Source organism: Paenalcaligenes suwonensis, assembly GCF_011290505.1.
In the GTDB taxonomy this organism is placed as follows: Bacteria; Pseudomonadota; Gammaproteobacteria; order Burkholderiales; family Burkholderiaceae_B; genus Paenalcaligenes; species Paenalcaligenes suwonensis.
Map to the genome: position 1 here is coordinate 104614 of NZ_JAANPV010000003.1, position 23477 is coordinate 128090.

At 50.2% G+C, this 23477-nt stretch carries 21 protein-coding genes; 10 read left to right on the forward strand and 11 right to left on the reverse strand.

Annotated features, from left to right (window positions below):
• Positions 1 to 45: 45 nt before the first annotated feature.
• The 4 genes from GY634_RS05705 to purN form a co-directional block, all read right to left on the reverse strand.
• Positions 46 to 2343, reverse strand: coding sequence for a UvrD-helicase domain-containing protein (locus GY634_RS05705; protein WP_166407591.1), 2298 nt, complete (start codon positions 2341 to 2343; stop codon positions 46 to 48).
• Positions 2340 to 3560 carry a DesA family fatty acid desaturase gene (locus tag GY634_RS05710; RefSeq protein WP_166407592.1) on the reverse strand — a complete coding sequence of 407 codons (1221 nt, stop codon included), beginning with the start codon at positions 3558 to 3560 and terminating at the stop codon, positions 2340 to 2342. The genes GY634_RS05705 and GY634_RS05710 overlap by 4 nt, the downstream gene beginning before the upstream one ends.
• Before the next feature lie 98 nt (positions 3561 to 3658).
• Complete coding sequence (locus tag GY634_RS05715; protein WP_166407593.1) at positions 3659 to 4954, reverse strand: RsmB/NOP family class I SAM-dependent RNA methyltransferase; 1296 nt, start codon at positions 4952 to 4954, stop codon at positions 3659 to 3661.
• A gap of 28 nt (positions 4955 to 4982) precedes the next feature.
• Entirely contained in the window at positions 4983 to 5630 is a 648-nt protein-coding gene (gene purN, locus GY634_RS05720) for a phosphoribosylglycinamide formyltransferase (RefSeq protein ID WP_166407594.1), read from the reverse strand.
• Positions 5631 to 5671: 41 nt separating this feature from the next.
• Between purN and GY634_RS05725 the strand changes: the two genes are divergently transcribed.
• Genes GY634_RS05725 through dut form a run of 5 tightly spaced genes read left to right on the forward strand, consistent with a single transcriptional unit; the run spans position 5672 to position 11677 of the window.
• Positions 5672 to 6637 (forward strand): bifunctional riboflavin kinase/FAD synthetase, encoded by a 966-nt coding sequence (locus tag GY634_RS05725; protein WP_166407595.1) that lies wholly within the window; start codon positions 5672 to 5674, stop codon positions 6635 to 6637.
• Complete coding sequence (gene ileS, locus GY634_RS05730) at positions 6627 to 9470, forward strand: isoleucine--tRNA ligase (protein ID WP_166407596.1); 2844 nt, start codon at positions 6627 to 6629, stop codon at positions 9468 to 9470. The genes GY634_RS05725 and ileS overlap by 11 nt, the downstream gene beginning before the upstream one ends.
• Positions 9445 to 10002, forward strand: coding sequence for a signal peptidase II (gene lspA / locus GY634_RS05735; protein WP_423227288.1), 558 nt, complete (start codon positions 9445 to 9447; stop codon positions 10000 to 10002). Before ileS ends, lspA begins: the two co-directional genes overlap by 26 nt.
• A 19-nt stretch (positions 10003 to 10021) precedes the next feature.
• Complete coding sequence (gene coaBC, locus GY634_RS05740; protein ID WP_166407597.1) at positions 10022 to 11218, forward strand: bifunctional phosphopantothenoylcysteine decarboxylase/phosphopantothenate--cysteine ligase CoaBC; 1197 nt, start codon at positions 10022 to 10024, stop codon at positions 11216 to 11218.
• Between the two features lie 9 nt (positions 11219 to 11227).
• Positions 11228 to 11677: a dUTP diphosphatase gene (dut, locus tag GY634_RS05745; RefSeq protein ID WP_166407598.1), complete on the forward strand. Its 450-nt coding sequence runs from the start codon at positions 11228 to 11230 to the stop codon at positions 11675 to 11677.
• Between the two features lie 10 nt (positions 11678 to 11687).
• Here dut and GY634_RS05750 read toward each other — a convergent pair whose 3' ends face one another.
• The 5 genes from GY634_RS05750 to clpS form a co-directional block, all read right to left on the reverse strand.
• Complete coding sequence (locus GY634_RS05750; RefSeq protein ID WP_166407599.1) at positions 11688 to 12305, reverse strand: PqiC family protein; 618 nt, start codon at positions 12303 to 12305, stop codon at positions 11688 to 11690.
• Positions 12305 to 13978 carry a PqiB family protein gene (locus GY634_RS05755; RefSeq protein WP_166407600.1) on the reverse strand — a complete coding sequence of 558 codons (1674 nt, stop codon included), beginning with the start codon at positions 13976 to 13978 and terminating at the stop codon, positions 12305 to 12307. Before GY634_RS05755 ends, GY634_RS05750 begins: the two co-directional genes overlap by 1 nt.
• A 2-nt stretch (positions 13979 to 13980) precedes the next feature.
• Positions 13981 to 15255, reverse strand: a complete 1275-nt coding sequence (locus GY634_RS05760; RefSeq protein WP_166407601.1) for a paraquat-inducible protein A — start codon at positions 15253 to 15255, stop codon at positions 13981 to 13983.
• Positions 15256 to 15260: 5 nt separating this feature from the next.
• Positions 15261 to 17597: an ATP-dependent Clp protease ATP-binding subunit ClpA gene (gene clpA / locus GY634_RS05765; protein WP_166407602.1), complete on the reverse strand. Its 2337-nt coding sequence runs from the start codon at positions 17595 to 17597 to the stop codon at positions 15261 to 15263.
• Positions 17598 to 17684: 87 nt separating this feature from the next.
• Positions 17685 to 18008, reverse strand: a complete 324-nt coding sequence (gene clpS, locus GY634_RS05770; RefSeq protein WP_166407603.1) for an ATP-dependent Clp protease adapter ClpS — start codon at positions 18006 to 18008, stop codon at positions 17685 to 17687.
• Between the two features lie 157 nt (positions 18009 to 18165).
• Here clpS and GY634_RS05775 point away from each other — a divergent pair, with 157 nt between their 5' ends.
• Positions 18166 to 18408: a cold-shock protein gene (locus GY634_RS05775; protein WP_166407604.1), complete on the forward strand. Its 243-nt coding sequence runs from the start codon at positions 18166 to 18168 to the stop codon at positions 18406 to 18408.
• Between the two features lie 31 nt (positions 18409 to 18439).
• Complete coding sequence (locus GY634_RS17320) at positions 18440 to 18904, forward strand: DUF192 domain-containing protein (RefSeq protein WP_166407605.1); 465 nt, start codon at positions 18440 to 18442, stop codon at positions 18902 to 18904.
• A 111-nt stretch (positions 18905 to 19015) separates the two neighbouring features.
• On the opposite strand, the gene sodB is transcribed toward GY634_RS17320, so the two are convergent.
• Both sodB and xseA read right to left on the reverse strand, forming a co-directional pair.
• Positions 19016 to 19597, reverse strand: coding sequence for a superoxide dismutase [Fe] (gene sodB, locus GY634_RS05785; protein ID WP_166407606.1), 582 nt, complete (start codon positions 19595 to 19597; stop codon positions 19016 to 19018).
• Positions 19598 to 19654: 57 nt separating this feature from the next.
• A complete protein-coding gene (gene xseA, locus GY634_RS05790) occupies positions 19655 to 20983 on the reverse strand; it encodes an exodeoxyribonuclease VII large subunit (RefSeq protein WP_423227289.1) in 1329 nt (442 codons plus the stop codon).
• 397 nt (positions 20984 to 21380) lie between these two features.
• Here xseA and GY634_RS05795 point away from each other — a divergent pair, with 397 nt between their 5' ends.
• The 3 genes from GY634_RS05795 to lpxK are packed head-to-tail and all read left to right on the forward strand — an operon-like array spanning position 21381 to position 23430.
• Positions 21381 to 21986, forward strand: a complete 606-nt coding sequence (locus GY634_RS05795) for a MotA/TolQ/ExbB proton channel family protein (protein WP_242683619.1) — start codon at positions 21381 to 21383, stop codon at positions 21984 to 21986.
• Positions 21983 to 22390: an ExbD/TolR family protein gene (locus tag GY634_RS05800; protein ID WP_166407609.1), complete on the forward strand. Its 408-nt coding sequence runs from the start codon at positions 21983 to 21985 to the stop codon at positions 22388 to 22390. Before GY634_RS05795 ends, GY634_RS05800 begins: the two co-directional genes overlap by 4 nt.
• Entirely contained in the window at positions 22387 to 23430 is a 1044-nt protein-coding gene (lpxK, locus tag GY634_RS05805; RefSeq protein ID WP_166407610.1) for a tetraacyldisaccharide 4'-kinase, read from the forward strand. The genes GY634_RS05800 and lpxK overlap by 4 nt, the downstream gene beginning before the upstream one ends.
• Positions 23431 to 23477 lie beyond the last annotated feature (47 nt).

Here is a 23477-nt window from a genome sequence, read left to right on the forward strand (position 1 = left end):
AGAATCCCATGTGAAGCCTTTCCTAACCGATTCTAGCCACAACAATCAGCCGGCAATAATCTCTATCTTCGCGATCCCTAATGCCAGCGTCTTCATCCCCGCATCTCGGAATTGAATTTGCGCCTGCGCGTCATTACCACTACCGCTTAAGTTCAAAATTGTGCCATCACCAAACTTCTGATGACGCACACCTTGCCCTACCCGGAAGTGCTTATCGCCCACCACCACACCGCCACTGGCGCTGAAGTTAGGCGTATTCACTCGCATGCTGCTGCCCTGTTGACCTTGCCAACTAGAACCACGCCTAAAGGCACCACCTCCCCAGCTAGTAGTACCAGACGATGCCGTATTTTCTTGCACTCGCACCTGTGGTGTAAGCCACTTCAGATGCTGCTCTGGTACTTCGTCTAGGAAACGTGAACGCATCGCGTAGCGTGTTTGGCCGTGCAACATACGGCTTTGCGCGAGCGTAATGTACAAACGTTTGCGTGCACGGGTAATAGCCACGTACATCAAACGACGCTCTTCTTCCAAGCCACCGGGCTCGCCAATACTGTTATCGTGTGGGAACAGGCCTTCTTCTAAGCCCGTCACAAACACCGCGTCAAACTCCAAACCCTTAGCAGCGTGCGTAGTCATTAGCTGAATCGCATCTTCGCCTTTTTGAGCTTGGTTATCACCCGCCTCTAAGGAGGCATGTGTCAGGAATGCCCCCAATGCAGACATAGGCGCCAATGCCGGCAAGCCACTTTCTGTTTCAGGAACTGATCCTGGTATGGCTTCTGGAATACGACCTGCAGGCGAACCTGCGAAGTTTTCTTCCTGCTCGAAGACAGTTGCCGCGTTCACCAACTCTTGCAAGTTTTCTAAACGCTCTGCGCCTTCTCTATCGGCTTGATAATGCGCTAACAAACCACTTTCATGTACAACTAGCTCGATCAGTTCAGGCAGTGACACCACTTGTGCTTCACTTGCCAACCTATGAATAAGCTCCACAAAGGCTTGCAAACTGCTGGCGGCTCTTCCGCTCATATAAGGCACTGCTTGGTACAAGCTAATGCCGTACTGACGCGCATGATCCCCTAAAGTTTCAAGAGAGCGCGCGCCTATACCACGTGTAGGGAAGTTCACTACTCGCAGCCAGGAAGTATCGTCAAACGGGTTATGAATGAGTCTCAAGTAAGCTAGTACGTGCTTGATCTCTTGGCGCTCAAAGAAGCGCTGACCACCATAAACTTTGTAGGGAATGCCTGAGCTAAACAAATGGTGCTCAAGCACCCTAGACTGTGCGTTACTACGGTACAAAATCGCGATCTGATCACGCGCCCAACCGTCGCGTATCAAGGCACGAATTTCGTCTACCACCCACTGTGCCTCTAAGGTATCCGATGCCTGCTCTGATACGCGTATTTGCTCGCCCTCACCAGAATCCGTCCACAGGTTTTTACCCAGACGATTCTTATTCTTGGCAATTAACGCGTTCGCAGCATCCAGAATGTGCGCACTAGAGCGGTAGTTTTGCTCTAAACGGATCACATTGCCTTTGGCATACTGGCGCTCGAAATCCGCCATATTGCCGACATTGGCACCACGGAAGGCATAAATAGACTGGTCATCATCACCAACGGCAAAGATTGCCGCGCCATCACCTGCCAAGAGCTGCAACCACTTGTACTGCAAACGGTTGGTATCTTGAAACTCATCCACCAGAATATGGCGGAAACGGCGTTGGTAATGCTTACGTATAGGTTCGTTGCGTTGCAGCAGCTCATAGGCGCGCAACAACAACTCAGCAAAGTCTACAACGCCTTCGCGCTCGCACTGCTCTTGATACTGTTGATACAACGCCACCAGCATTTTCTGGTGCGGGTCAAACTCGTCTAAAGCATCGGGTCTAAAACCGTCTTCTTTGCTGGAATTAATAAAGCGCTGCACATCGCGAGGCGGATACTTTTCATCATCCACATTGCCTGCTTTCAGCAAACGCTTGATGGCAGATAACTGGTCTGCGCTGTCTAGTATTTGGAAACTTTGGGGTAAACCGGCATCACGATGATGTGCTCGCAGTAAGCGATTACACAGCCCGTGGAAAGTACCTACCCACATACCACGCGTGTCGATGGGCATCTGCGCTTGCAAGCGCGTCAGCATTTCGCGAGCCGCCTTATTGGTAAAGGTAACCGCCATTAAAGCAAAAGGGCTTAGTTGCTGCGTTTGCATCAACCAAGCCATTCGGGTAGTCAGGACTCGCGTTTTTCCGCTGCCTGCTCCCGCCAACACTAAGGTATGGACGGGAGCTTGTGTGACTGCCTGTTGCTGCTGTGAGTTCAGGCCATCTATCATGCCGCGTAGCGGCGCAGACGTTGCGCAAATTGTTCCAGGCTCTCAATACCGCTTTGCTGTGCGCGCTGGCACCAGCCACGCAAATCAGCCAACAACTGTTCACTGGATGCGGTGGAGCTTTCCCAGATACGGGACAATTCCATTTGCATACGCACCACTGTAGACAGGCGAGTATCTTCTTCCAACACAGTTTGCAACTGAGCACGCTGTTCTGGATCCAGAACTTCATCACCACGACCGATCCAGTCGCCGCAACGTTTCAGCAAGCTCCATTTGCAGTTAGGATCCGCTGCATTCAGAGAAGGCTTCAAACGTGCCAGCTCTTCTTTAGCAGTGTTGCTGATAATGTCAGCATAACGTGCCAAGATTTCGTAGCGGTGCGTGATAACGCCCTGCAAGGTAGACAAGCTAATGCCATCTGCTTGCGCATTGTTTTCTGGTTCCAGTTTCAACTTAGGTGCTACTTTTTTCACCTGAGCCAGTCCCAAGAACTTCAGCACACTGATATAGCACCAACCCAAGTCAAATTCGTACCATTTGCTGGAGAATTTTGCGGATGTACCGTACGCGTGGTGGTTGTTATGCAATTCCTCACCACCGATGATGATCCCAATAGGGAACACGTTGGTACTGGTGTCAGGACTAGCAAAGTTACGGTAGCCCACTGCGTGGCCCAAACCGTTTACAACGCCAGCAGCCCAGAATGGAATCCATGCCATTTGTACCGCCCACACTGCCAAGCCTTCTAGGCCAAAAAGCAGAATGTCGATAACCAACATGATCAAGATACCAAGCAGGTTATGTTTGGAGTACACATTGCGCTCCATCCAGTCATCCGGCGTACCGTGACCAAAGCGTTTCAATGTTTCTTCGTTTGTTGCTTCCAAGCGATACAGTTCTGCACCACGGAAGAAAACCATACCCAAACCAAAGACTACGGGCGAATGGGGATCACCTTCACGCTCGCAGCGCGCATGGTGTTTACGGTGGATAGCCACCCATTCTTTGGTGACCATACCGGTGGTCATCCAAAGCCAGAAACGGAAAAAGTGCATCACAGCCGGATGCAAATCCAAGCCTCGGTGGGCTTGGCTACGGTGAAGGAATACTGTCACCGACACAATAGTAATGTGAGTAAGCACAAGGGTAATCAAGACAACCTGCCACCAAGACAGTTGCAAGAACCCGCCAGCTAGAAAATTCAGAAAATTTTGCATAGACCTTTTATAGATGATCCATGAAGATAAAGACACGAAAAGTGTAGCTCACTTGGGGTATAGAAGACAGCAATATTTCAATTGCAATGTCAACCCTATCAAGAAGTAACTGCTGTTCGCACGAGAACTGCTGCAAAAAAACCATCCGTTCCATGCAGATCAGGACGCAGGCTTAAATAATCACCCTGCATCAGCAAATCAGGTATACGAGCTTTTAATACCTCATTTACTGGTACTACTTGGAAGTCTGGGCATGCCTGCAAAAAAGTCTGGATCTGTTGCTCATTTTCTTCAGGCAGCACACTACATGTAGCGTAGACCAGTCTACCACCTGGCGCCACGCACTTGGCAGCACGTTGCAGAATCACTTGCTGTAGCTCAACATATTGCGAAATTTCTTCTGCTCGTAACCGCCATTTTAGATCAGGATTACGACGTAAAGTTCCCAATCCGCTACACGGAGCATCTACTAATACACGTTGAGCCTTGCCATAAAAGCGCTGCAAACGCTTATCGTCATTTTCTGCAATGGCCATGCTGTTCACGTTATCTAAACCGCAACGTGCAAAACGCGGCTTAGCTCGTTCCAAACGCGCTGCCGACACATCCATGGCATACAGTTTCCCTGTACCACGCATCAATGCCCCTAACAGTAGGCTTTTGCCCCCTGCTCCAGCACAAAAGTCGATAATCAACTCATTACGACGAGGCGCAACCAAGGCCGCCAGAATTTGACTACCTTCGTCTTGTACTTCCAGCTCGCCTTTTTCGAATTCAGGCCAGTGGCGCAACGTAGGGCGGCCTTCCAAACGAATCCCCCATGGCGAATAGCGCATGGCTTCAGGGTTAAATGCCGCGCGCTCACCTGCTTGCAACGTAGCCAACATTTTCTTGCGATCTGCGCGCATAGGGTTCACGCGTATATCCACACCTGCTTCCACGTTTAAGGCAGCAGCCAATGCTTCAGGCTCAGCTTGTTTTTGCAGCTCTTCTGCTAACCAGTCAGGCAGGCTAAAACGTTGCGCAAAAGGCAAATTAGCCGTATCTACCGCCAACGTTTGCTTCAACCACGCCTGGTCTTCGGCCTCTAGCTCTTGGCTCACAGCCTCTATGCCGTGCAACTCTGCCAATGCCAACAAGGCCATTTGTCGGGGTTGCTGCTCACCTGCGCTGTGCGTGAGCTGTTCAAACAAGCGCCAATGGCGCAATAAGGCAAATACAGCATCACTCAGCTCTGCCCTATCGCGTCCACCCAAGGCAGACTGATTTTTCATCCATTGTGCCAACACAGCATCGGCGGGTTGTTGCCAACCTTTAAGCAATAGCATCACTTCCTGCAATTGCTGGACGCGTTGATGAACACGGATAAAACGAGAAGGAGAAACCTGAGACATAGCCACCTAACAGCAAATTACAACAAATTTATATAAACCCGCGGGAGGTTACACCGGCAACCTGTACACGTCCATCATCTAGGCATTGTACTCGGCCTTCTATCAGCCAACGTACCACCTCTATATAGACCTTATGCTCCACGGGCAAAAGACGCTCAGCCAATTGCTGCGCATCATCCCCAGCCTCTACTGGCACAATACCTTGCGCAATGGTTGGACCGCTATCCAACTCTGGGGTAACAAAATGAACCGTACATCCGTGCCACTGCACACCCGCATCCAGCGCTTGCTGATGCGTGTGCAAACCTGGGAAAAGCGGCAGCAGTGATGGGTGTACATTAATTAAGCGCCCCATGTAATGGCGCACGAAACCAGGGGTTAACACACGCATAAAGCCAGCCAGTAATACGTAATCTGGCCCATAGCCATCTATGGTTTCTTGCAGCACAGCATCAAAGTGCTCTCGGCTTTCGTATTCTGTATGGTTAATATAGTGGGTTGCTATGCCTTGCTGCTGTGCCCACTGCATACCTTCTGAGTTTGCTCTGTGCGTGATCACGGCACAAACTTCTGCTGGCCAACCGTTGTGACGTATTGCGTCTACAATAGCCTGCATATTTGAACCACGACCTGAGATTAAAATAACCAGCCTGCGCGCTGTAGCACTCTCTGTCAAAACCTTTCCTTTACTCAAACTGGCTTAACCTTCATCAAACCGTGAAATCCGCTTTATCCATTTATCGCACACTGCCACGCTTTGACGCATCACGGCCCAGCGCCGTCACCATTGGCAACTTTGATGGTGTACACCTAGGTCATCAGGCCATATTGGAAAAGGTACGCAGCGAAGCCGTTGCTCGCGATCTTACGCCTACTGCCATTACTTTTACGCCACATCCAAGGGCGTATTTCGCACAACGCGGAAACAGGCCCGAACTTGCGCCCACCCAAATTAGCAGTCTGCGTGACAAGCTATCGTTGCTCGCATGCCACGGAATGGCGCAAATTGTACTGGCAAAATTCGATCATGCGTTCGCCGATATGCGAGCCGAGCAGTTTATACAACAACTTCTGGTTGAGGGTTTAAACACGCGCTGGCTGCTAGTAGGTAAAGATTTTCGCTTTGGTCACCAGCGTCAGGGCACGGTTGCGTTACTGCAAGAATACGGCCAACGCTTGGGCTTTGAGGTGCAAACCATTGAGGATATTGCTGACTCGCACGGGCACCGCATTTCAAGCAGCGAGCTTCGTTCGTTGCTGGCTGTAGGCAATATGACGCGTAGCGCAGAACTATTAGGTCAGCCCTACCAGCTTAGCGGCCATGTCATCCATGGACAAAAGCTGGGACGCACCCTCAACTTCCCCACATTAAATATTCCAGTTCCCCAGCACTGTGCAGCGCGCTCTGGTATATATATTGTACGCGTGCATGGCCTTGGCCCCACCCCCTTACCTGGTGTAGCTAGCCTAGGTGTACGCCCCACCGTCACCGACACCGGAGCGCTATTGTTGGAAGTACATTTACTCGACATCAATATCGACGCTTACGGTAAACTGGTGAAGGTTGATTTTCTAAACTTTGTACGGGAAGAAGAAAAATTCCCTGATCTCCAAACTTTGACTGCTGCCATCGAGAACGATGCGCAACAGGCTCGCGAGTATTTTGTTGTCAATGGACTATAAAAACACCCTAAACCTGCCCAACACTCCCTTTCCAATGCGGGGAGACCTCCCTAAACGTGAACCCGGCTGGATTGCCGAATGGGAGGAAAACAGAGTCTATGAGGCCATTCGTGCCGCCAGCAAAGGACGTCCAAAATTCGTATTGCACGATGGTCCTCCTTACGCCAACGGGTCATTGCACCTAGGGCACGCTGCCAACAAAATTCTGAAAGATATTATTGTCAAAAGCCACAACATGGCTGGCTTTGATGCGCAATATGTTCCGGGTTGGGACTGCCACGGTATGCCTATTGAAGTACAGATTGAAAAACTGTACGGCAAAAACCTGCCTGTTGCGGAAACCCAAGCCAAAGCTCGCGCCTACGCGCTTGAGCAAATCGACCATCAACGTAAAGACTTCAAACGTCTGGGCGTACTGGGCGAATGGGATAACCCCTACCTGACCATGAACTACAGCAACGAAGCAGACGAACTGCGCGTGCTGTCCAGAATCATGCAAAAAGGCTTCGTATTCCGTGGTCTGAAACCCGTGAACTGGTGTTTTGACTGTCAATCCGCATTGGCTGAAGCCGAAGTGGAATACGCCAACCGTACCGACCCTTCTATTTCTGTAGCCTTCCGCTTTGACCAGCCTGAGCTGGTTGCTAAAGCCTTCAAGCACCCGGTCGCCGTAGACGGTGCCATTGCTATCTGGACGACTACACCTTGGACGATTCCATCCAACCAAGCTCTGAATATTCACCCAGAAGAAGAATATGCGTTAGTAGAGTTGGACGAAGCCCGCAGCACAGGTAAATACTTACTGTTGGCCTCTGACTTGGTAGAAAGCTGCCTAGAAAGCTGGAAGCTCAGTGGTAAGATCGTCGCCCGCGCTATTGGTAGCGATTTAGAGGGTTTGGAGTTCCGCCACCCCTTGTACGACGTGGACCCCGGTTACGCACGTTTGTCACCAGCGTACTGCGCTGAGTACGTGACACTGGACTCCGGTACTGGTGTAGTGCACTCCGCACCTGCCTATGGTATTGATGACTTCCAAATTTGCAAAAAACACGGCTTAGACGATAAAGACATCATCAGCCCAGTAATGGGTAATGGCGTATACGCGAGTAGCTTGCCGTTGTTTGGCGGCATGATGATTTGGGACGCCAACCCAAAAATTGTGGAAGCACTGCAAGAAGCCGGTTCGTTGCTGAAGTTCGAAAAGAACACGCACAGCTACATGCACTGCTGGCGTCACAAAACGCCTATTATCTATCGCGCCACCAGCCAATGGTTTGCTGGCATGGATAAAGCCAACAGCACAGGTCGCACCTTGCGTGAAATGGCGCTAGAAGCGGTAGACGCGACAAAATTCTACCCCGCTTGGGGTCATGCGCGTTTGCACGCCATGATTGCCAACCGCCCTGACTGGACACTGTCCAGACAGCGTCAATGGGGTGTACCTATGGCTTTCTTTGTACACAAAGAAACTGGCGAACTGCACCCACGCACTCCCGAGCTTATGGAAGAAGTGGCTAAGCTTGTTGAGGTAAAAGGCATTGAGGCATGGCAAGAGCTAGACATCAACACATTCTTAGGTGACGAGGCTCAGTTCTACGAGAAAAACCGTGACACTCTGGACGTATGGTTTGACTCCGGTTCTACACACGCAACCGTATTGGGCGGCGACAATGATGATCAAATCAAAGGCTCCCACTCAGAACAGCTAACATGGCCCGCTGACCTGTACTTGGAAGGCTCTGATCAGCACCGTGGTTGGTTCCACTCCTCGTTGCTGACCGGTTGTATGCTGTATGGCCGCGCCCCGTACAAAGCCTTGCTCACACACGGTTTTGTGGTGGATGGCGAAGGCCGTAAGATGAGTAAATCTATCGGTAACATCATTCTGCCGCAAACCGTGGCCGACAAGATGGGTGCTGAGATCTTGCGTCTATGGACTGCCTCCACCGACTACTCTGGCGAGCTGTCCATTTCCGACGAAATTCTGAAACGCGTGGTAGAAAGCTACCGCCGTATCCGCAATACCTTGAAGTTCTTGCTCGGTAACGTAGCCGATTTCGATATCGCCAAAGACGGTGTAGACCTAGACAAGATGCTGGAAATCGACCGCTACGCGCTGGATATGACTGCCAGCATGCAGGCCGAAGTACAAGCACATTACAAGGTGTATGAATTCCACCCTATCGTTTCCCGCTTGCAGATTTTCTGCTCGGAAGACTTGGGGGCTTTCTACCTAGATATTCTAAAAGATCGTCTGTACACCGCCGCGCCAAACAGTTTGGCTCGTCGCTCAGCACAGACAGCGCTTTGGCATATCACCCACGCTTTGCTGAAGCTGATGGCTCCTATCCTGTCCTTCACAGCAGAAGAGGCATGGAAAGACTTGCACTGCGATGAGGCCACACCACCGCTGACCATCTTTACCGAAGTGTTCCACACTTTCCCCCAGATGGCAGATAACGATGCACTAAGCCAAAAATGGCTGCGTCTACGTGCTATTCGTTCTGATGTGATGAAACACATCGAAGACGTGCGTAGCGCTGGCAAAATTGGTTCTTCGTTAGCGGCTGAATTGGATATCTATGCTGATGCAACCGATTACCCAATCTTAGCTAGTCTAGGCGACGACCTGCGCTTTGTGATGATGGTATCCCGTGCCACGCTGCATCAAGCCGATGCACTGCGCATAGCGGTTTCAGCTAGCGAAGAAGAGAAATGTGAGCGTTGCTGGCACCACCGTGAAGATGTAGGTAGTCACACCGATCACCCCACTCTGTGTGGTCGCTGTGTAGAAAACCTATTTGGTGATGGCGAACCTAGACACTATGCCTGAGCCTGTCGCTAATAACCTCAGCAACCCCAGTAAGCCGGCTGATCGCCGGCTGTTCTGGGGGTGGCTATTGCTTGCGTTGGTCATCGTCTTAGTTGACCAGCAAAGCAAAAGCTATTTCAACCAGAATCTGCTTTACGCAGAGCGCTGGACTGTATTCCCATTTTTTGACTTTACCTTGCTCTACAACCCCGGGGCAGCATTTAGCTTCTTGGCAGGTGGATCTGGGTGGCAAAAATGGTTCTTTTTAGGCATCGCCGCTGTTGCCTGCACCCTTATTTTGTATTGGCTACGCCGCAACCCCGGTCAACGGATGTTCTGCGCGTCCTTAAGCCTCATTTTGGGTGGCGCCTTGGGTAACGTTATCGACCGCCTGCTACATGGCCATGTCGTCGACTTCCTACTGTTTCATTGGAAAGGCTGGTACTTTCCAGCATTCAACATTGCAGACGTCGCCATCACGTGCGGTGCTATTCTATTGTTGATTGACGAGTTTCTTCGCGTACGTAAACAGCGTCAATCCCAAGACGATTAATCTTTCAGGACACACGACCATGCGCGAGCTAACCCAGAAAAACCTGGTTTTTGGCCTCACAGGAGGCGTTGCCTGTTACAAAATTGCTGAGCTGGTACGCCGTACTAAAGACTTAGGCGCAAGCGTTGATGTGGTGATGACTTCTGCCGCCGAGCAATTCATCACTCCTGTCACCATGCAAGCCTTGTCTGGGCGCCCAGTATTTAGCAATATTTGGGATTCCCGCCCCAATGACAACATGGCCCACATACAGCTTAGTCGTCAAGCTGATGCCATTCTGATCGCCCCTGCCAGCACCGACTTCATTGCTAAACTAGCGCACGGCTTCGCCGACGACCTACTTAGCACGCTATGCGTGGCGCGTGGCAACTGCCCCTTGCTAGTAGCTCCTGCCATGAACCGCGAAATGTGGGCGCACCCCGCTACACAGCGCAATATCCAACAACTGCGTGAAGACGGTGTCATTATTTTGGGCCCTGGTCATGGCGATCAAGCTTGCGGTGAGTTTGGTGATGGGCGCATGCTAGAACCCGATCAATTGCTTAGTGAAATACGTGCTTTCTTTCAGCCCAAACTGTTGAAAGGTAAAAAAGTACTGATTACTGCTGGCCCTACCAGCGAAGCCATTGATCCGGTACGCGTGATTACCAACCGTTCTTCCGGAAAAATGGGTTACGCGCTTGCCCAAGCCGCTAGAGAGGCTGGCGCTGAGGTAGAGCTAGTTTCTGGCCCTGTTAATCTGGCTGCTCCCTATGCCGTGCAACGTATTAGCGTTGAAAGCGCCCGCGACATGCACAAAGCCGTTATGCAACGAGCACCGCACAGCGATGTATTCATTGCGGTCGCAGCCGTTGCCGACTGGTATGTGACCAATGCCAGCGATCAAAAGCTAAAGAAAAACCAAACACAAGATAGCCCTCAGTTAGAGTTTGCCCCCAACCCCGACATTCTGGCCGAGGTGGCTGCCCTTGCTGACAGACCTTTCTGCGTAGGCTTTGCAGCCGAAACCGAGCAGTTACTGAGCTTTGCCGAGGCCAAACGTCGACGTAAAAACATTCCATTGCTAGTCGGCAACTTAGCACAACGCGCCATGCACGCTGACGACACTGAACTGGTTATTTTTGATGAACAAGGTCATGACGCGTGGCCTGCTACGGATAAGCTTACTGCTGCCCGCAAGCTAATACAGCGCATCGCCCTTCAACTGGAACCCTAATTTTTGACTATGCAAACCGTTAACATCAAGATTCTGGATGAGCGCCTACGCGCTGAATTGCCCACTTACGCTACACCTGGCTCTGCTGGTTTAGACTTGCGTGCTTGCTTGGATCAGCCGCTTGAGTTGGCTCCTGGTGCCTGCGAATTGATCCCTACAGGCATGGCCATGCACCTTGCTAATCCTGCCTATGCAGCCATGATCCTGCCACGCTCGGGTTTGGGCCACAAACACGGTGTAGTACTAGGTAACTTGGTGGGTTTAATTGATTCTGATTACCAAGGCCCGTTGATGGTGTCTGTCTGGAACCGTGGCCAAACCACATTCACCATTAACCCCATGGAGCGTATTGCTCAGATGGTAGTAGTACCGGTAGTTCAGCTAGATCTGAACATCGTAGAAGACTTTGAAGACAGCTCACGCGGCGCTGGCGGCTTTGGCAGCACAGGCCGCGCGTAAAACCTACGAGTTAACTCAAACACTGCAGGCTTTGGATCACTCCCTCAGCCTGCGGCGCTTGCCCAGATTGCATTTGCTGCATCATCACTAGGCTGAAACGCTGCACTAATTCTTGGTGCGCCAGAGCCAATCCCTCTACCCCACTACCCGCAGGCTGCTGTAACGTAATGCGGCATAGCATGGTATTACCCTGAAAATGCACAGGGCTTAATCGCCATGAGTACTCTTGGCGTACAGACTGCCCATACTTGGACTCAAAGCGCTGCACATCCACATCAATGCGCCAGTAAGGGATACGGTCTTCCTGACGGCTCATTTCAGCACTAGGCACGCCCAAACCCTGCGTAAGGTTCACGCTTAAGGCTTGCTGTAACTCTTCACTTAAAGCGGCTGCCCATTGGTAATCATTCAGCAGTTGCACCTCTTGCGCCGTACCCAAATCCAGAACAATTTGCTTTCTATCTAATTGCGCTGGCACTTTGACCGTCTGAACCAGCACCGCCTTGTTGGCTGCCTGAGCGACAGGAGCTTGCTGCTCCTGTACCAAGCTAAAGAAACGTGGGCTAGGAACGGTAGAACACGCCACCAACAGCAAAGAAGAGACCATCACACCAAGTTTTGCTTTCATCAATTAGCCTCCGGTAACTTATCTGCTGATCTGCCACGCCATAATGACGATGGCTGGCTTTGCAGTTCTTCAACCAAGCCATTTACGGTTCTTAAGGTACGATTCATTTCTAGCATCAACTGCTCAATCCCACCTGTCATCGGAGAGTTTTCCGACAACAACATATTGGCACTTGCTAAGGCTTGCTGAGCCGCTTTCAAAGTATCGGCGGCTACAGGCACCAAACCGTTATCCAATTTTTTGGTCAAGTCAGTCAACTGCTGCAAGCTTGCATTCAGCGACTTCACAGTCTGATCCAATGGCAATGCCTCCAGCTTGTTCACAATAGACAAGATTTGTTGTTGCAAGCGGTCAAAATCGCCTTTGATCACCGGAATTTCTAACGGTGTGCTGCTGGCATTAAACGCTACCTTTTCTGCTCCGGGGAAGAAATCCAGCGCAATAAACTGTTGGCCAGTCAGCAAGTTTGCTGTCTGCATCTGCGCACGCAAGCCATTGCTCACCAAGGTAGAGACAAAGCTACGCACAGGTTCGTCATCGCCTGCTAGATTGCTCTTAATATGTTCATAGATTGAGCCCAAACGCATTGGGTAGATATTCCCACGTACCACGGTATAGAAGCGCCGCTTATCGGCATCCAAATCCATTTCTATACTGGTAACTTTACCCAACTCCATCCCTTGAAAGTCAATAGAGGCACCTACTTTCAAACCGCGAACGCTTTGGTACATGTGGAACACCAGTTCAAACGGCTCGCCATCAGGTCTAGCTTGTGCTTGTGCTTCGCCAGGGAAGAGCTCAAAGGTTGCACCGGACTTAGCGCGAGGAGCGTCCTCACCCTCGTCACCCATGCTGAACTCCACACCACCCGACAACAGCGAAATCACCGACGTCGTGCTTACCGCAAAGCCATCGGCATTAAACGACATATTAATGCCGCTCACGTTCCAAAATCGTGAAGCCTCAGTCACAAAACGATCATTAGGAGCATTGATGAACACTTGAATATTCACCCCTCTACCTTGATCATCCAAGCTATAGCCCAGCACTTGACCTACATTAACCTGCCTAAAGTACACCGGCGAGCCTATTTCTAGCGACCCCAAATCTGGGGCTAACAAGCTAAAGCGCGTACCAGGGCTACTGCTACTAATTTCTGGTGGAATTTCCAATCCCACAAAGGATGTGACTGGATCCGCTTTAGTATCTAATTTTGAGGGCGCATCTACGCTAATAAAAGCACCCGATAAGATAGTCCCTAGGCCAGACACACCGCTAATGCCCAATCGGGGACGCACTACCCAAAACTTAGAATCAGCCTGAGTGATATAGTCCGCACCGTCCTTATGCAACTGTATATGCACTAACACCTGTTTACGGTCAGGTGCCACCGTCACCCCAGTGACATTACCGATGACCACATCTTTATAGCGCAGCTCTGTTTGCCCAGCCTGAATACCTTCAGCAGCAATAAAGCTCACGGTGATCACTGGGCCCGTGTTAACCCAGTGCCGGATCAGTACCGACGCACCTACGACTAATGCCACAATAGGCACCAGCCATATCCACGAAAATCGTCTTTTCTCGCGCTGTACGCGCGTGGGCTCACGAACCGGCCGCGCGGTAGGCGCTTCTGGCTGCGTCGATACGCTGTCCTGATCGTCTGTTTGCATAGTTACTCTACCTTCAAGTCGCTACTTTCCCGAATAGCTTTAATAGGTCGCTGCTGTGCAGTACGTGAATCCCAGCCTACCCTAGGGTCAAAACTCAGTGCTGACAGCATGGTCAACACCACCACCAAACCAAAACTTAAGGCCGCCGTGCCAGGAATGATTTGTGACAGCCCGGGGAAATTCCCCATCGCCCCCAACAACAACACCACAAACACATCCAACATGGACCACTGACCTATAAACTCTACCAGCTCATAGATACGGGTACGCTGACGTTGCACCACCCGCCCTTTCCAGCGGTGCGCACCACACAACAGCACCACCATCGCCACAAACTTCGTAAATGGCACAACAATACTGGCCGTAAATACAATCAACGCCAAATCAGCGGAGTTGCTTTCCCACAGCTCAATGACCCCACCTAAAATCGTATGAGACGATGACCCCATAGGCGTGTTTAGTACCATAATAGGCAAAATATTAGCGGGTAAATATAACAGCATTGCGGTAAGCAAAAAGGCCCATGCTCTGTTTTGCATATCCGGTTTACGTTTATGCAACGCAGCATTACAACGCAAACATTGGTCGCCGTCTTCTGGCGTGGTTTGTACCAAACCACACACCGAGCAACCAATATAATCGTCGGGATTCACCGGCACACTGAGCAGCACCATGCCTTTTTCAGCCGCCAAATTCCACAACTTCTGTACGGTTAAACGCGAGGCAGAAGTATACACCAGCATCAAAGCGGCATAGGCCCACAAACCGTAAGCAGGTTCTACTTGAGCCAAACCAGCAAATTTCACCAGTGCCACGATCATCGCCAAGAATACTACCGGCACCAGTGACCAATGCTGCAAAATACCTAACACCCGTAGCCCCAGCGCAAAGTCTAAGGGCGTGCGCCCACCGCGAATAACCAACAAGGCCCAAAAGCGAAACAACAACATCAAAAGCGGAAACACCACGCCCAACAAGCCGCCCATAACAGCTAAGGAATAGTGTCCTTGCTGCCAACTTAAGGCTATCGCTTCGGGAAAGTTAGGGCTGATATGATGCCCCTGCAACGTGATATGCACTACCGGCGCTACGTTAGCCGATAAAAACAAAATGATGGCACCCAGCACTAGCGCCAACCACCCCGACACTGTCAGGGAGGAGGCTTTATCCAGCACTGAAGCACATTGGCCGCACACGGCCGACTCACCTGCCTGCAAGTCCACATCTATGTGCAATGCGTCGCATTGTGGGCATGCGTGCAGGTGATTCGCGCTCATGTGGGTTAGTCGATTAACTCAGCTTCAGTATCCGACGGCTGCGCATGCTCTGCCGCAGGCTTGCTCGTGTCGCCAAACTTCAGCACCACATTGCCGCCCTCATCCAGATCAACCTCTACATGCCCACCATCACTTAGGCGACCAAACAACAACTCATCAGCCAACGCTCTACGAATGGTATCTTGAATTAAGCGCTGCATAGGTCGTGCCCCCATCGCTGGATCAAAACCATTAGCAGCTAAGTGCTCACGCAATGCGTCACTAAAGACCACATCCACACGTCGCTCGTTGAGTTGATGTTCTAGTTGCAACAAGAACTTATCAACCACTTTCAGAATGACTTCTCTAGACAACGGCTTAAAGTTCACAATAGCATCCAGCCTATTGCGGAACTCTGGCGTAAACAAACGCTTAATATCTGCCATTTCGTCACCAGCGGATTGGCTTTGCATAAACCCAATACTGGATTTACTGAGCGTCTCGGCCCCTGCGTTGGTAGTCATCACCAAAATCACATTACGGAAATCAGCCTTACGGCCATTGTTATCCGTTAAAGTGCCGTGATCCATAACTTGCAGCAAAATATTGAAAATATCGGGATGCGCTTTTTCAATCTCATCCAATAGCAATACGCAATGCGGCTGTTTGGTCACGGCCTCAGTCAGTAAACCACCTTGCTCAAAGCCCACATAACCTGGTGGTGCACCGATTAAGCGCGATACCGCGTGACGCTCCATGTACTCCGACATATCAAAGCGCAATAGCTCTATGCCCAGCACAAATGCTAGCTGACGCGCCACCTCAGTCTTACCCACCCCGGTAGGACCAGAGAACAAGAAAGAGCCAATAGGCTTATCAGGGCGCCCCAGGCCAGAGCGCGACATCTTAATGGCGCTTGCCAATGCCTCGATCGCAGTACCTTGCCCAAAGACCATAGACTTCAGGTCACGCTCTAGTGTTGCCAACTTGTGCTTATCGTCGCTAGAAACGTTTTGAGGCGGTATACGTGCAATCTGTGCCACGGTGGCTTGTATATCTTGCTTGCCTATGGTTTTTTTCTGACGCGACTTTGGTAGCAAGCGCTGGGCAGCGCCCGCCTCGTCTATCACATCAATAGCCTTATCGGGTAAGAAGCGATCCGTGATGTGGCGTGCCGAAAGCTCGGCAGCCGCAGCAATGGCTGCATTGGTATAACGCACGCCATGGTGTGCTTCAAAATGGCCTTTTAAGCCGCGCAAGATTTGCACGGTTTCAGCCACTGTAGGCTCCACCACATCGATTTTCTGGAAACGGCGTGATAACGCGTGATCTTTTTCGAAAATCCCGCGGTATTCGGCATAGGTAGTAGCCCCCATGCACTTTAACTTCCCAGAGGACAACGCTGGCTTCAACAGGTTAGACGCATCCAACGTGCCACCTGAAGCCGAACCAGCGCCAATCAAGGTATGAATTTCATCGATAAAAAGAATGCCGTGCTTCTGCTCACCCAAATCTTTAAGCACAGCTTTCAAACGCTGCTCAAAATCACCACGATACTTAGTACCGGCCAGCAACGCCCCCATATCTAAGGAGTAAACGGTGGCCTCTTCCAGTAAGTCGGGTACAGCGCCCTGCACAATACGCAGTGCCAAACCTTCGGCAATCGCTGTTTTACCTACCCCCGCCTCACCCACTAATAAAGGATTGTTCTTACGGCGGCGGCATAACACTTGGATCACACGCTCTACTTCTTTTTCACGCCCGATTAACGGGTCAATACGCCCCAAGCCTGCTTCGGCGTTAAGGTTTGTCGTGTAAAGGTCCAGAGGAGATTTTTGAGCGTCTGATGTACTGCGCTGCGCGCCCGCATCAGTTGGCCCACTTGTTTTGTTGGCGGCTTGAGCTGTGGGCTCGGCAGCCGCACCAGACTTGGCAATGCCGTGCGACAAGTAATTCACCACATCCAAGCGGCTAATACCTTGTTGTTGCAAGTAGTACACCGCATGGGAGTCTTTCTCGCCATACATAGCCACCAACACGTTAGCGCCCGTTACTTCGGTTTTGGTTTGCCCACTAGAGGAGACGTGCATAATGGCACGCTGGATCACTCGCTGAAACCCCAAAGTGGGCTGCGTATCCACATCCCCTTCCCCTGGATGTATGGGAGTATTTTCGGCAATAAACTTTTTCAGGTTTTGCCGCAATGTCTCTAGATTGGCTGCACAAGCACGCAGAACCTCAGCTGCCGCAGCATTATCCAATAATGCCAATAACAGGTGTTCTACCGTGATGAATTCATGTCGTGCCGCACGGGCCTCGACAAAAGCCATATGTAAACTAACTTCAAGTTCTTCGGAGATCACGCTTCCTCCTGCACGGCAAAAATTAACACTGCATCAGACCTTATTCTATGACCAAACCATCCTAAAGATAAACATCCATGATGTGCATCAAAGATCTGACACTGGTTCCATAATACATTGAAGTGGATGCTCATGTGCAACCGCTAGTTGCCGCACCATTTCCACGCGAGTCGCTGCGATATCTCGCGTGTAAACACCACAGATGCCTCGCCCTTCATGATGCACTTTCAACATGATACTTTCGGCCTCTGCATTTGTTTTATGAAAAACCCTGCGCAACACAGCCACAACAAAATCCATGGGCGTGTAATCATCATTCAATAAAACAACTTGATACTTAGGAGGTGGTGCTAAATCAGTGTGTTCTCTTTCTAGCACCGTTTCTTTCTGATTTTCTAAATGCGTAACCATAAAGCTAGGTAATTTCCATAATTGATTATTTATTCATTCTTAATCTAATATGCAACTATTCCAAGATTTGAATTAATATATCAACTTCTTGATTAGGTTCTCTGCCCGATTTATCGGGTATGTAGTATGTAATTCACTTGTTTGAGAGGCATTAGTAATGTCTGATTTAACCACAGCAACTCCTTCTGAAGCACCCAAACTCTCTGGTACCGTGAAATGGTTCAATGATGCAAAGGGCTTCGGTTTTATTACCCCAGACAATGGCGGTGAAGACCTATTTGCCCACTTCTCATCCATCCAGATGAATGGCTTCAAAACTCTGAAGGAAGGCCAAAAGGTCCTCTTTGAGATTGCTCAAGGCCCTAAAGGTCAGCAAGCGCTGAACATCACAGCGGCCTAATGCCTCATAAACAATAATAGCTAATACCATTATGCAACAAGACTACTCAGGGCGAAATCGCCCTGTTTTTTATTTCTTATTTCTTGTTATTTGTTTATTCATAACCAGCTCAAACATATCCTTTGCAGAGCAAACAAATAAATTTCAAGAAATTACAATTAATGACAAAACAATTAATATCGAGATAACCGACACTCCCGAATCCAGAGCCGTAGGCTTAATGTACAGAGAAAGCCTAGCCCCTAACAGCGGGATGTTGTTTGTTTTCGAAGAAGCCTCATATCATTGCTTCTGGATGAAGAACACACTTATCCCGCTTAGCATTGCATTTATATCGCCCAACGGAACCATTACCGATATTTTGGATATGGCACCCTTAGACCTAACCTCGCATTGCCCCACTCAACCCGCCTTCTACGCGCTAGAAATGAACCAAGGCTGGTTCAGTCAGCAAGGCATTAGCGTGGGCGACCGCGTTACAGGCATAGCTCATTAATGCAGTCTGTCACGCTGCTATTGTAAGCCCAGCCAAGCTCCTCAAACAAAAAGGCCCTGATCTATAAACGATCAGGGCCTTTCTTGTTGGGCAAATGCTATGAAAATAGCATTAGGCAGCCAAGTTCTTCGCTGCGAAATCCCAGTTCACCAAGTTCCAGAAGTTTTCTAGGTACTTAGGACGAGCATTGCGGTAATCGATGTAGTAAGCGTGTTCCCATACATCACAGGTCAACAGCGCTACATCAGTAGTAGTCAGCGTAGTACCAGCATTGCTAGTGTTTACGATGTCCAGGCTACCGTCAGCTTTTTTCACCAACCATGTCCAGCCGGAACCGAAGTTACCCGCTGCAGATTTTGTGAATGCATCTTTGAACGCCTCTAGGCTACCCCATTTTGCATTGATAGCATCAGCCAATGCGCCAGTAGGAGCACCGCCACCGTTAGGAGACAGGCTGTTCCAGTAGAAAGTGTGGTTCCATACCTGAGCAGCGTTGTTAAATACGCCACCAGACGATTTTTTCACCACTTCTTCCAAAGAAGCGTTCTCAAATTCTGTGCCAGCAACCAGATTGTTCAGGTTAGTCACATAAGTTTGGTGGTGCTTGCCATAGTGATACTCCAGCGTTTCTTTGGAGATGTGTGGCTCCAGAGCGGACATATCGTATGGAAGAGATGGAAGAGTAAAAGCCATGATCTATTCCCTATTGATGTTATAGAAAAAAGGGTGAACACTCACCCGATTAGAAGCTCAAAACAGAACCCGAGTTTGTTTCACTTCGGCCTGTAAACTGCCTTGAGCCAGCTGAATATCAAGCTGTTCTTTATTGCTCAAGTCTAGCGCATTTTTTACAATTTGCCCTGCTTCATTGCGAACAATAGCATAGCCGCGCTCTAAAACATGCATTGGGCTTAATGCTTGCAGGGTTTGTTGTAAGGCCGTTACTCGCTGCTGCTGACGCTTCAACTCAGCAGGCATATGTTGTACCAACCTATTTTCCAATGTGGCCAATAAACGCTGCTGCCACTCCACTTCGGGAGTAGCCTGCTGAAGCTGCTTGTGTAGCTTCGTTATACGCCATCTATGGGCTTCTAGCTGAGTGTGCACGCGCTGCTGCAACCTATGCTGTAACGCTTCTAAGCGTTGCTGCTGCTGACGTAGCTTTTGCTCTGGCGAGATCAGCCCAGCCCGCGTGCGATCCAATCGTAACCACGCGCGTTCCAAAATACGACCTTGCCTATGCTGCAACGCACTCAGTAGTCCTTGCAACTGCTGCAAACACTGCGCCTGACTGTGTCCTGCCAACTCCGCTGCTGCCGTAGGTGTGGGTGCTCGTAGATCGGCGACAAAGTCAGCAATGGTGAAATCTGTTTCATGCCCCACCCCACTGATAATCGGTATAGGTGCTGCTGCGATAAGTCTCGCCAACGCCTCATCATTAAAACACCACAAATCTTCTAGGCTACCGCCCCCACGCACCAGCAATAAGGTATCCACCTCATTGCGCTGCACGGCTGTTTCTAGCGCTTTACACAAACTCGCTGCCGCCGCATCCCCCTGCACTAACGCAGGATAAATAATCACTTCCACATGCGGTAACCGGCGCTCTACCGCAGTCAACACATCTCGCAGAGCCGCCGCTCCCAACGAGGTAATCACCCCCAGTTTACGCGGCATACTTGGAATGGCTTTTTTACGCTCAGGATCAAACAAACCTTCATCTTGCAATTTTTGCTTACGCTGCAAAAAGGCCTCATGCAAGTTCCCAACCCCCGCCCTGCGCATGGCCTCTACTTGCAACTGAAAATCGCCACGCGGTTCGTATAGACTGGCGGCAGCTAATAGCTCTACCTTCTCACCCACTACTGGCGTAAAGGAAACCATAGAAGCTCGGCCCCTAAACATTACAGCTTTCACGGCGGCCTGATCATCTTTAATCGTGAAGTACCAATGCCCAGACGCGGCTCTCGTAAAGTTGGAAATCTCCCCCTTTACCCATACCCGAGAAAAATATTCGCCCAAAAGCGTACTAACTTGACGTGCCAACGCCCCTACCGTAATGACGGATTCCATATACATATCCTTTTCATTCAGAGCTTGACAGATGCCGCTTTTTCCACATGTAGCCTCTTGCTCATTATTTTCTTATGTTGCGCTTAGATGACCCATCATTTGCAGAACTCGCCACAATTATCAACCACAACCTATTGATATAAAACAAAAAAACGAAAATATAAAAAAATGGGACTTTTTTGACCACTGAACTTCTAAGCCTTGTCGCAGCGGCCTTTGAATGCTCTTATGCACATAATTATCCACAGATTTTGTGGATAGTCTGGCTAAGCTACTGAACTCAAAACACTTCTTCACAAAATGCAGAGATCTGTACCAAAACACCCCCACTAGAATAGCCTCTATTATAATAAAAAGAGTTTTGGGCTTCATGGCCCCGCCACCGTTACGCAGGGAAATTAACGTGTCTTCTATTCTGGCTGCCGCTGGCTGGCCTATCTGGTTGCTCATTGCCACATCCGTTATAGGTGTAGCACTGATTTTTGAACGCAGCTTGGCTTTGCGCCATCGCTACTATCTGTCTGAGCGCTCCTTACAGCGCGCGTTCGACTTGGCCTCTCAGCCCATCGTGGCGCAAAACCAGTTAACAGAACTGCAACAAGACAGCGGTTTTGGCATGCTAAGCGCCCAAATCCTAAGCTTACAAAACCAACCCGCCAGCACCAGACAAGAAGCCGCCGAGCAAGTAGGTCGCGACCTAGCGTTCAGACTACACCGCTACCTAGGCGCACTTGCTACAGTTGCCGTCATCGCCCCGCTATTAGGTTTATTCGGTACGGTTATAGGCATGATTGAACTCTTTGGCGCCTACCAGCCCCAAGGCAGCGATCCATCCCAACTCGCACAAGGGATATCCATCGCCCTGTATAACACCGGCTTTGGTATTTTGATTGCCATCGTGGCATTGATCGCACACCGTTTCTTTAGCGCACGCGCCGACTTTATTTTGCATAGACTGGAATACGAAGCCAGCCGACTTAACCGCTTAATAGAGTCGCGACAAACATGAACTTCAAGCGCCGTTTTTCCCCTTCAGCATCCCCCATAGACATCAATCTTATTCCCTTGATTGATGTCTTGCTGGTGGTATTGATTTTCTTAACGGCTACAACGACATTTACACAAATACAAAAACTAGACGTAACACTGCCTCAAGTCACACAAGCCGCCGCACTTGAAAACAGCAACATTTTGGCGATCAGCCAAGACGGTTTGTACGCCTTGAATGGCCAAAGCATTGATGGCCACTCTGCCCAAGCCCTAGAACAAGCACTGCAAGCGCTATCTGCACAACAGCCACTGCTGATTTATGCGGACAGCGCCACCCCACACGCATCAGTAGTGCGCGTGCTAGAAGCTGCGCAACGTTTGCAGCTTGCCAAAATCAGCTTTGCCACACAAGCCACGCCATGAGTATTCACAGCTTTCTTAGCCAACACATACACAAAGCGTGGCAACGTAAAGGCTTGCTCAGCACCCTTTTATTTCCGCTTTCCTGTATCACCCAATGCATTGTGCAGCGCAAGCGGCGCTATTACCAACAGCACCCTGACGCCGTCTATACCAGCCACACTCCTGTGATTGTGGTGGGAAACTTAGTCGTAGGTGGCGCAGGGAAAACGCCGGTGGTGCTAGCACTAATCACCGCCTTACGTCAGCACGGCTATACACCTGGCGTCATTAGTCGCGGCTATGGTGTACGCATAGGCGAGCACGCCCACCTCTCGGCACAAAACACGGAAGCCAATTACTTAGGTGATGAACCCTCGCTAATCGCTAAAGAGACCGGCGTACCCGTAGCTGTACACCCTAAACGCATACTCGCACTGCAAGCACTGAATCAGGCTTTTCCTCAGATCGATGTGGTGATTGCCGACGATGGCCTACAGCATCTGCAGTTAGGGCGTGTCGCACAAGTCGTGGTGCAAGATGCACGCGGCCTAGGTAATGGCAGACTCATTCCCGCTGGCCCACTGCGCGATTTGCCTTCGCAATTACAACATGCCGACCTAATTGTGACGCAGCAAACAGGGAGTGACATCAGCACATCGCCTGAGTACATACAGGGAGTACCTCATGTAGGTATGCAACTTTGGCCTACTGCGTTTCGCAACCTAGAAACTGGGCAATGCCTCTCCCCCGACGAAGCGCTGTCCCTATTTAGTGGCAAAACGGTGAGCGCCGTCGCCGCAATAGGACAGCCTCAGCGGTTTTTTTCCATGCTACAGAAATTTGGGGTAAACCCTCAGTCCCCATTGTCTTTACCAGACCACTACGACTATAGTTACAGCCCTTTTGGGAAAATTGACGCAGATTTCATACTAATCACCCCAAAAGATGCCGTAAAATGTAAAAAGTTTGCCGATAAACGCATCTGGATCACCGAAGTTTCTGCGCTTTTTTCCAGAGCTGACTGGCACACCCCCCTGTTAGAAATACTGCAACGGCATTAATATGCTCATTGCCAGCATTACTGCTGGGTCACTGTTTGATTACTTGT

Coding starts and splice junctions, on each gene's coding strand:
- GY634_RS05705 (WP_166407591.1), bottom strand. CDS start 2,343: ATGATAGATGGCCTGAACTCACAGCAGCAACAGGCAGTCACACAAGCT.
- GY634_RS05710 (WP_166407592.1), bottom strand. CDS start 3,560: ATGCAAAATTTTCTGAATTTTCTAGCTGGCGGGTTCTTGCAACTGTCT.
- GY634_RS05715 (WP_166407593.1), bottom strand. CDS start 4,954: ATGTCTCAGGTTTCTCCTTCTCGTTTTATCCGTGTTCATCAACGCGTC.
- ileS (WP_166407596.1), top strand. CDS start 6,627: ATGGACTATAAAAACACCCTAAACCTGCCCAACACTCCCTTTCCAATG.
- lspA (WP_423227288.1), top strand. CDS start 9,445: ATGGCGAACCTAGACACTATGCCTGAGCCTGTCGCTAATAACCTCAGC.
- coaBC (WP_166407597.1), top strand. CDS start 10,022: ATGCGCGAGCTAACCCAGAAAAACCTGGTTTTTGGCCTCACAGGAGGC.
- dut (WP_166407598.1), top strand. CDS start 11,228: ATGCAAACCGTTAACATCAAGATTCTGGATGAGCGCCTACGCGCTGAA.
- GY634_RS05750 (WP_166407599.1), bottom strand. CDS start 12,305: ATGAAAGCAAAACTTGGTGTGATGGTCTCTTCTTTGCTGTTGGTGGCG.
- GY634_RS05755 (WP_166407600.1), bottom strand. CDS start 13,978: ATGCAAACAGACGATCAGGACAGCGTATCGACGCAGCCAGAAGCGCCT.
- GY634_RS05760 (WP_166407601.1), bottom strand. CDS start 15,255: ATGAGCGCGAATCACCTGCACGCATGCCCACAATGCGACGCATTGCAC.
- clpS (WP_166407603.1), bottom strand. CDS start 18,008: ATGGTTACGCATTTAGAAAATCAGAAAGAAACGGTGCTAGAAAGAGAA.
- GY634_RS05775 (WP_166407604.1), top strand. CDS start 18,166: ATGTCTGATTTAACCACAGCAACTCCTTCTGAAGCACCCAAACTCTCT.
- GY634_RS17320 (WP_166407605.1), top strand. CDS start 18,440: ATGCAACAAGACTACTCAGGGCGAAATCGCCCTGTTTTTTATTTCTTA.
- sodB (WP_166407606.1), bottom strand. CDS start 19,597: ATGGCTTTTACTCTTCCATCTCTTCCATACGATATGTCCGCTCTGGAG.
- xseA (WP_423227289.1), bottom strand. CDS start 20,983: ATGTATATGGAATCCGTCATTACGGTAGGGGCGTTGGCACGTCAAGTT.
- GY634_RS05800 (WP_166407609.1), top strand. CDS start 21,983: ATGAACTTCAAGCGCCGTTTTTCCCCTTCAGCATCCCCCATAGACATC.
- lpxK (WP_166407610.1), top strand. CDS start 22,387: ATGAGTATTCACAGCTTTCTTAGCCAACACATACACAAAGCGTGGCAA.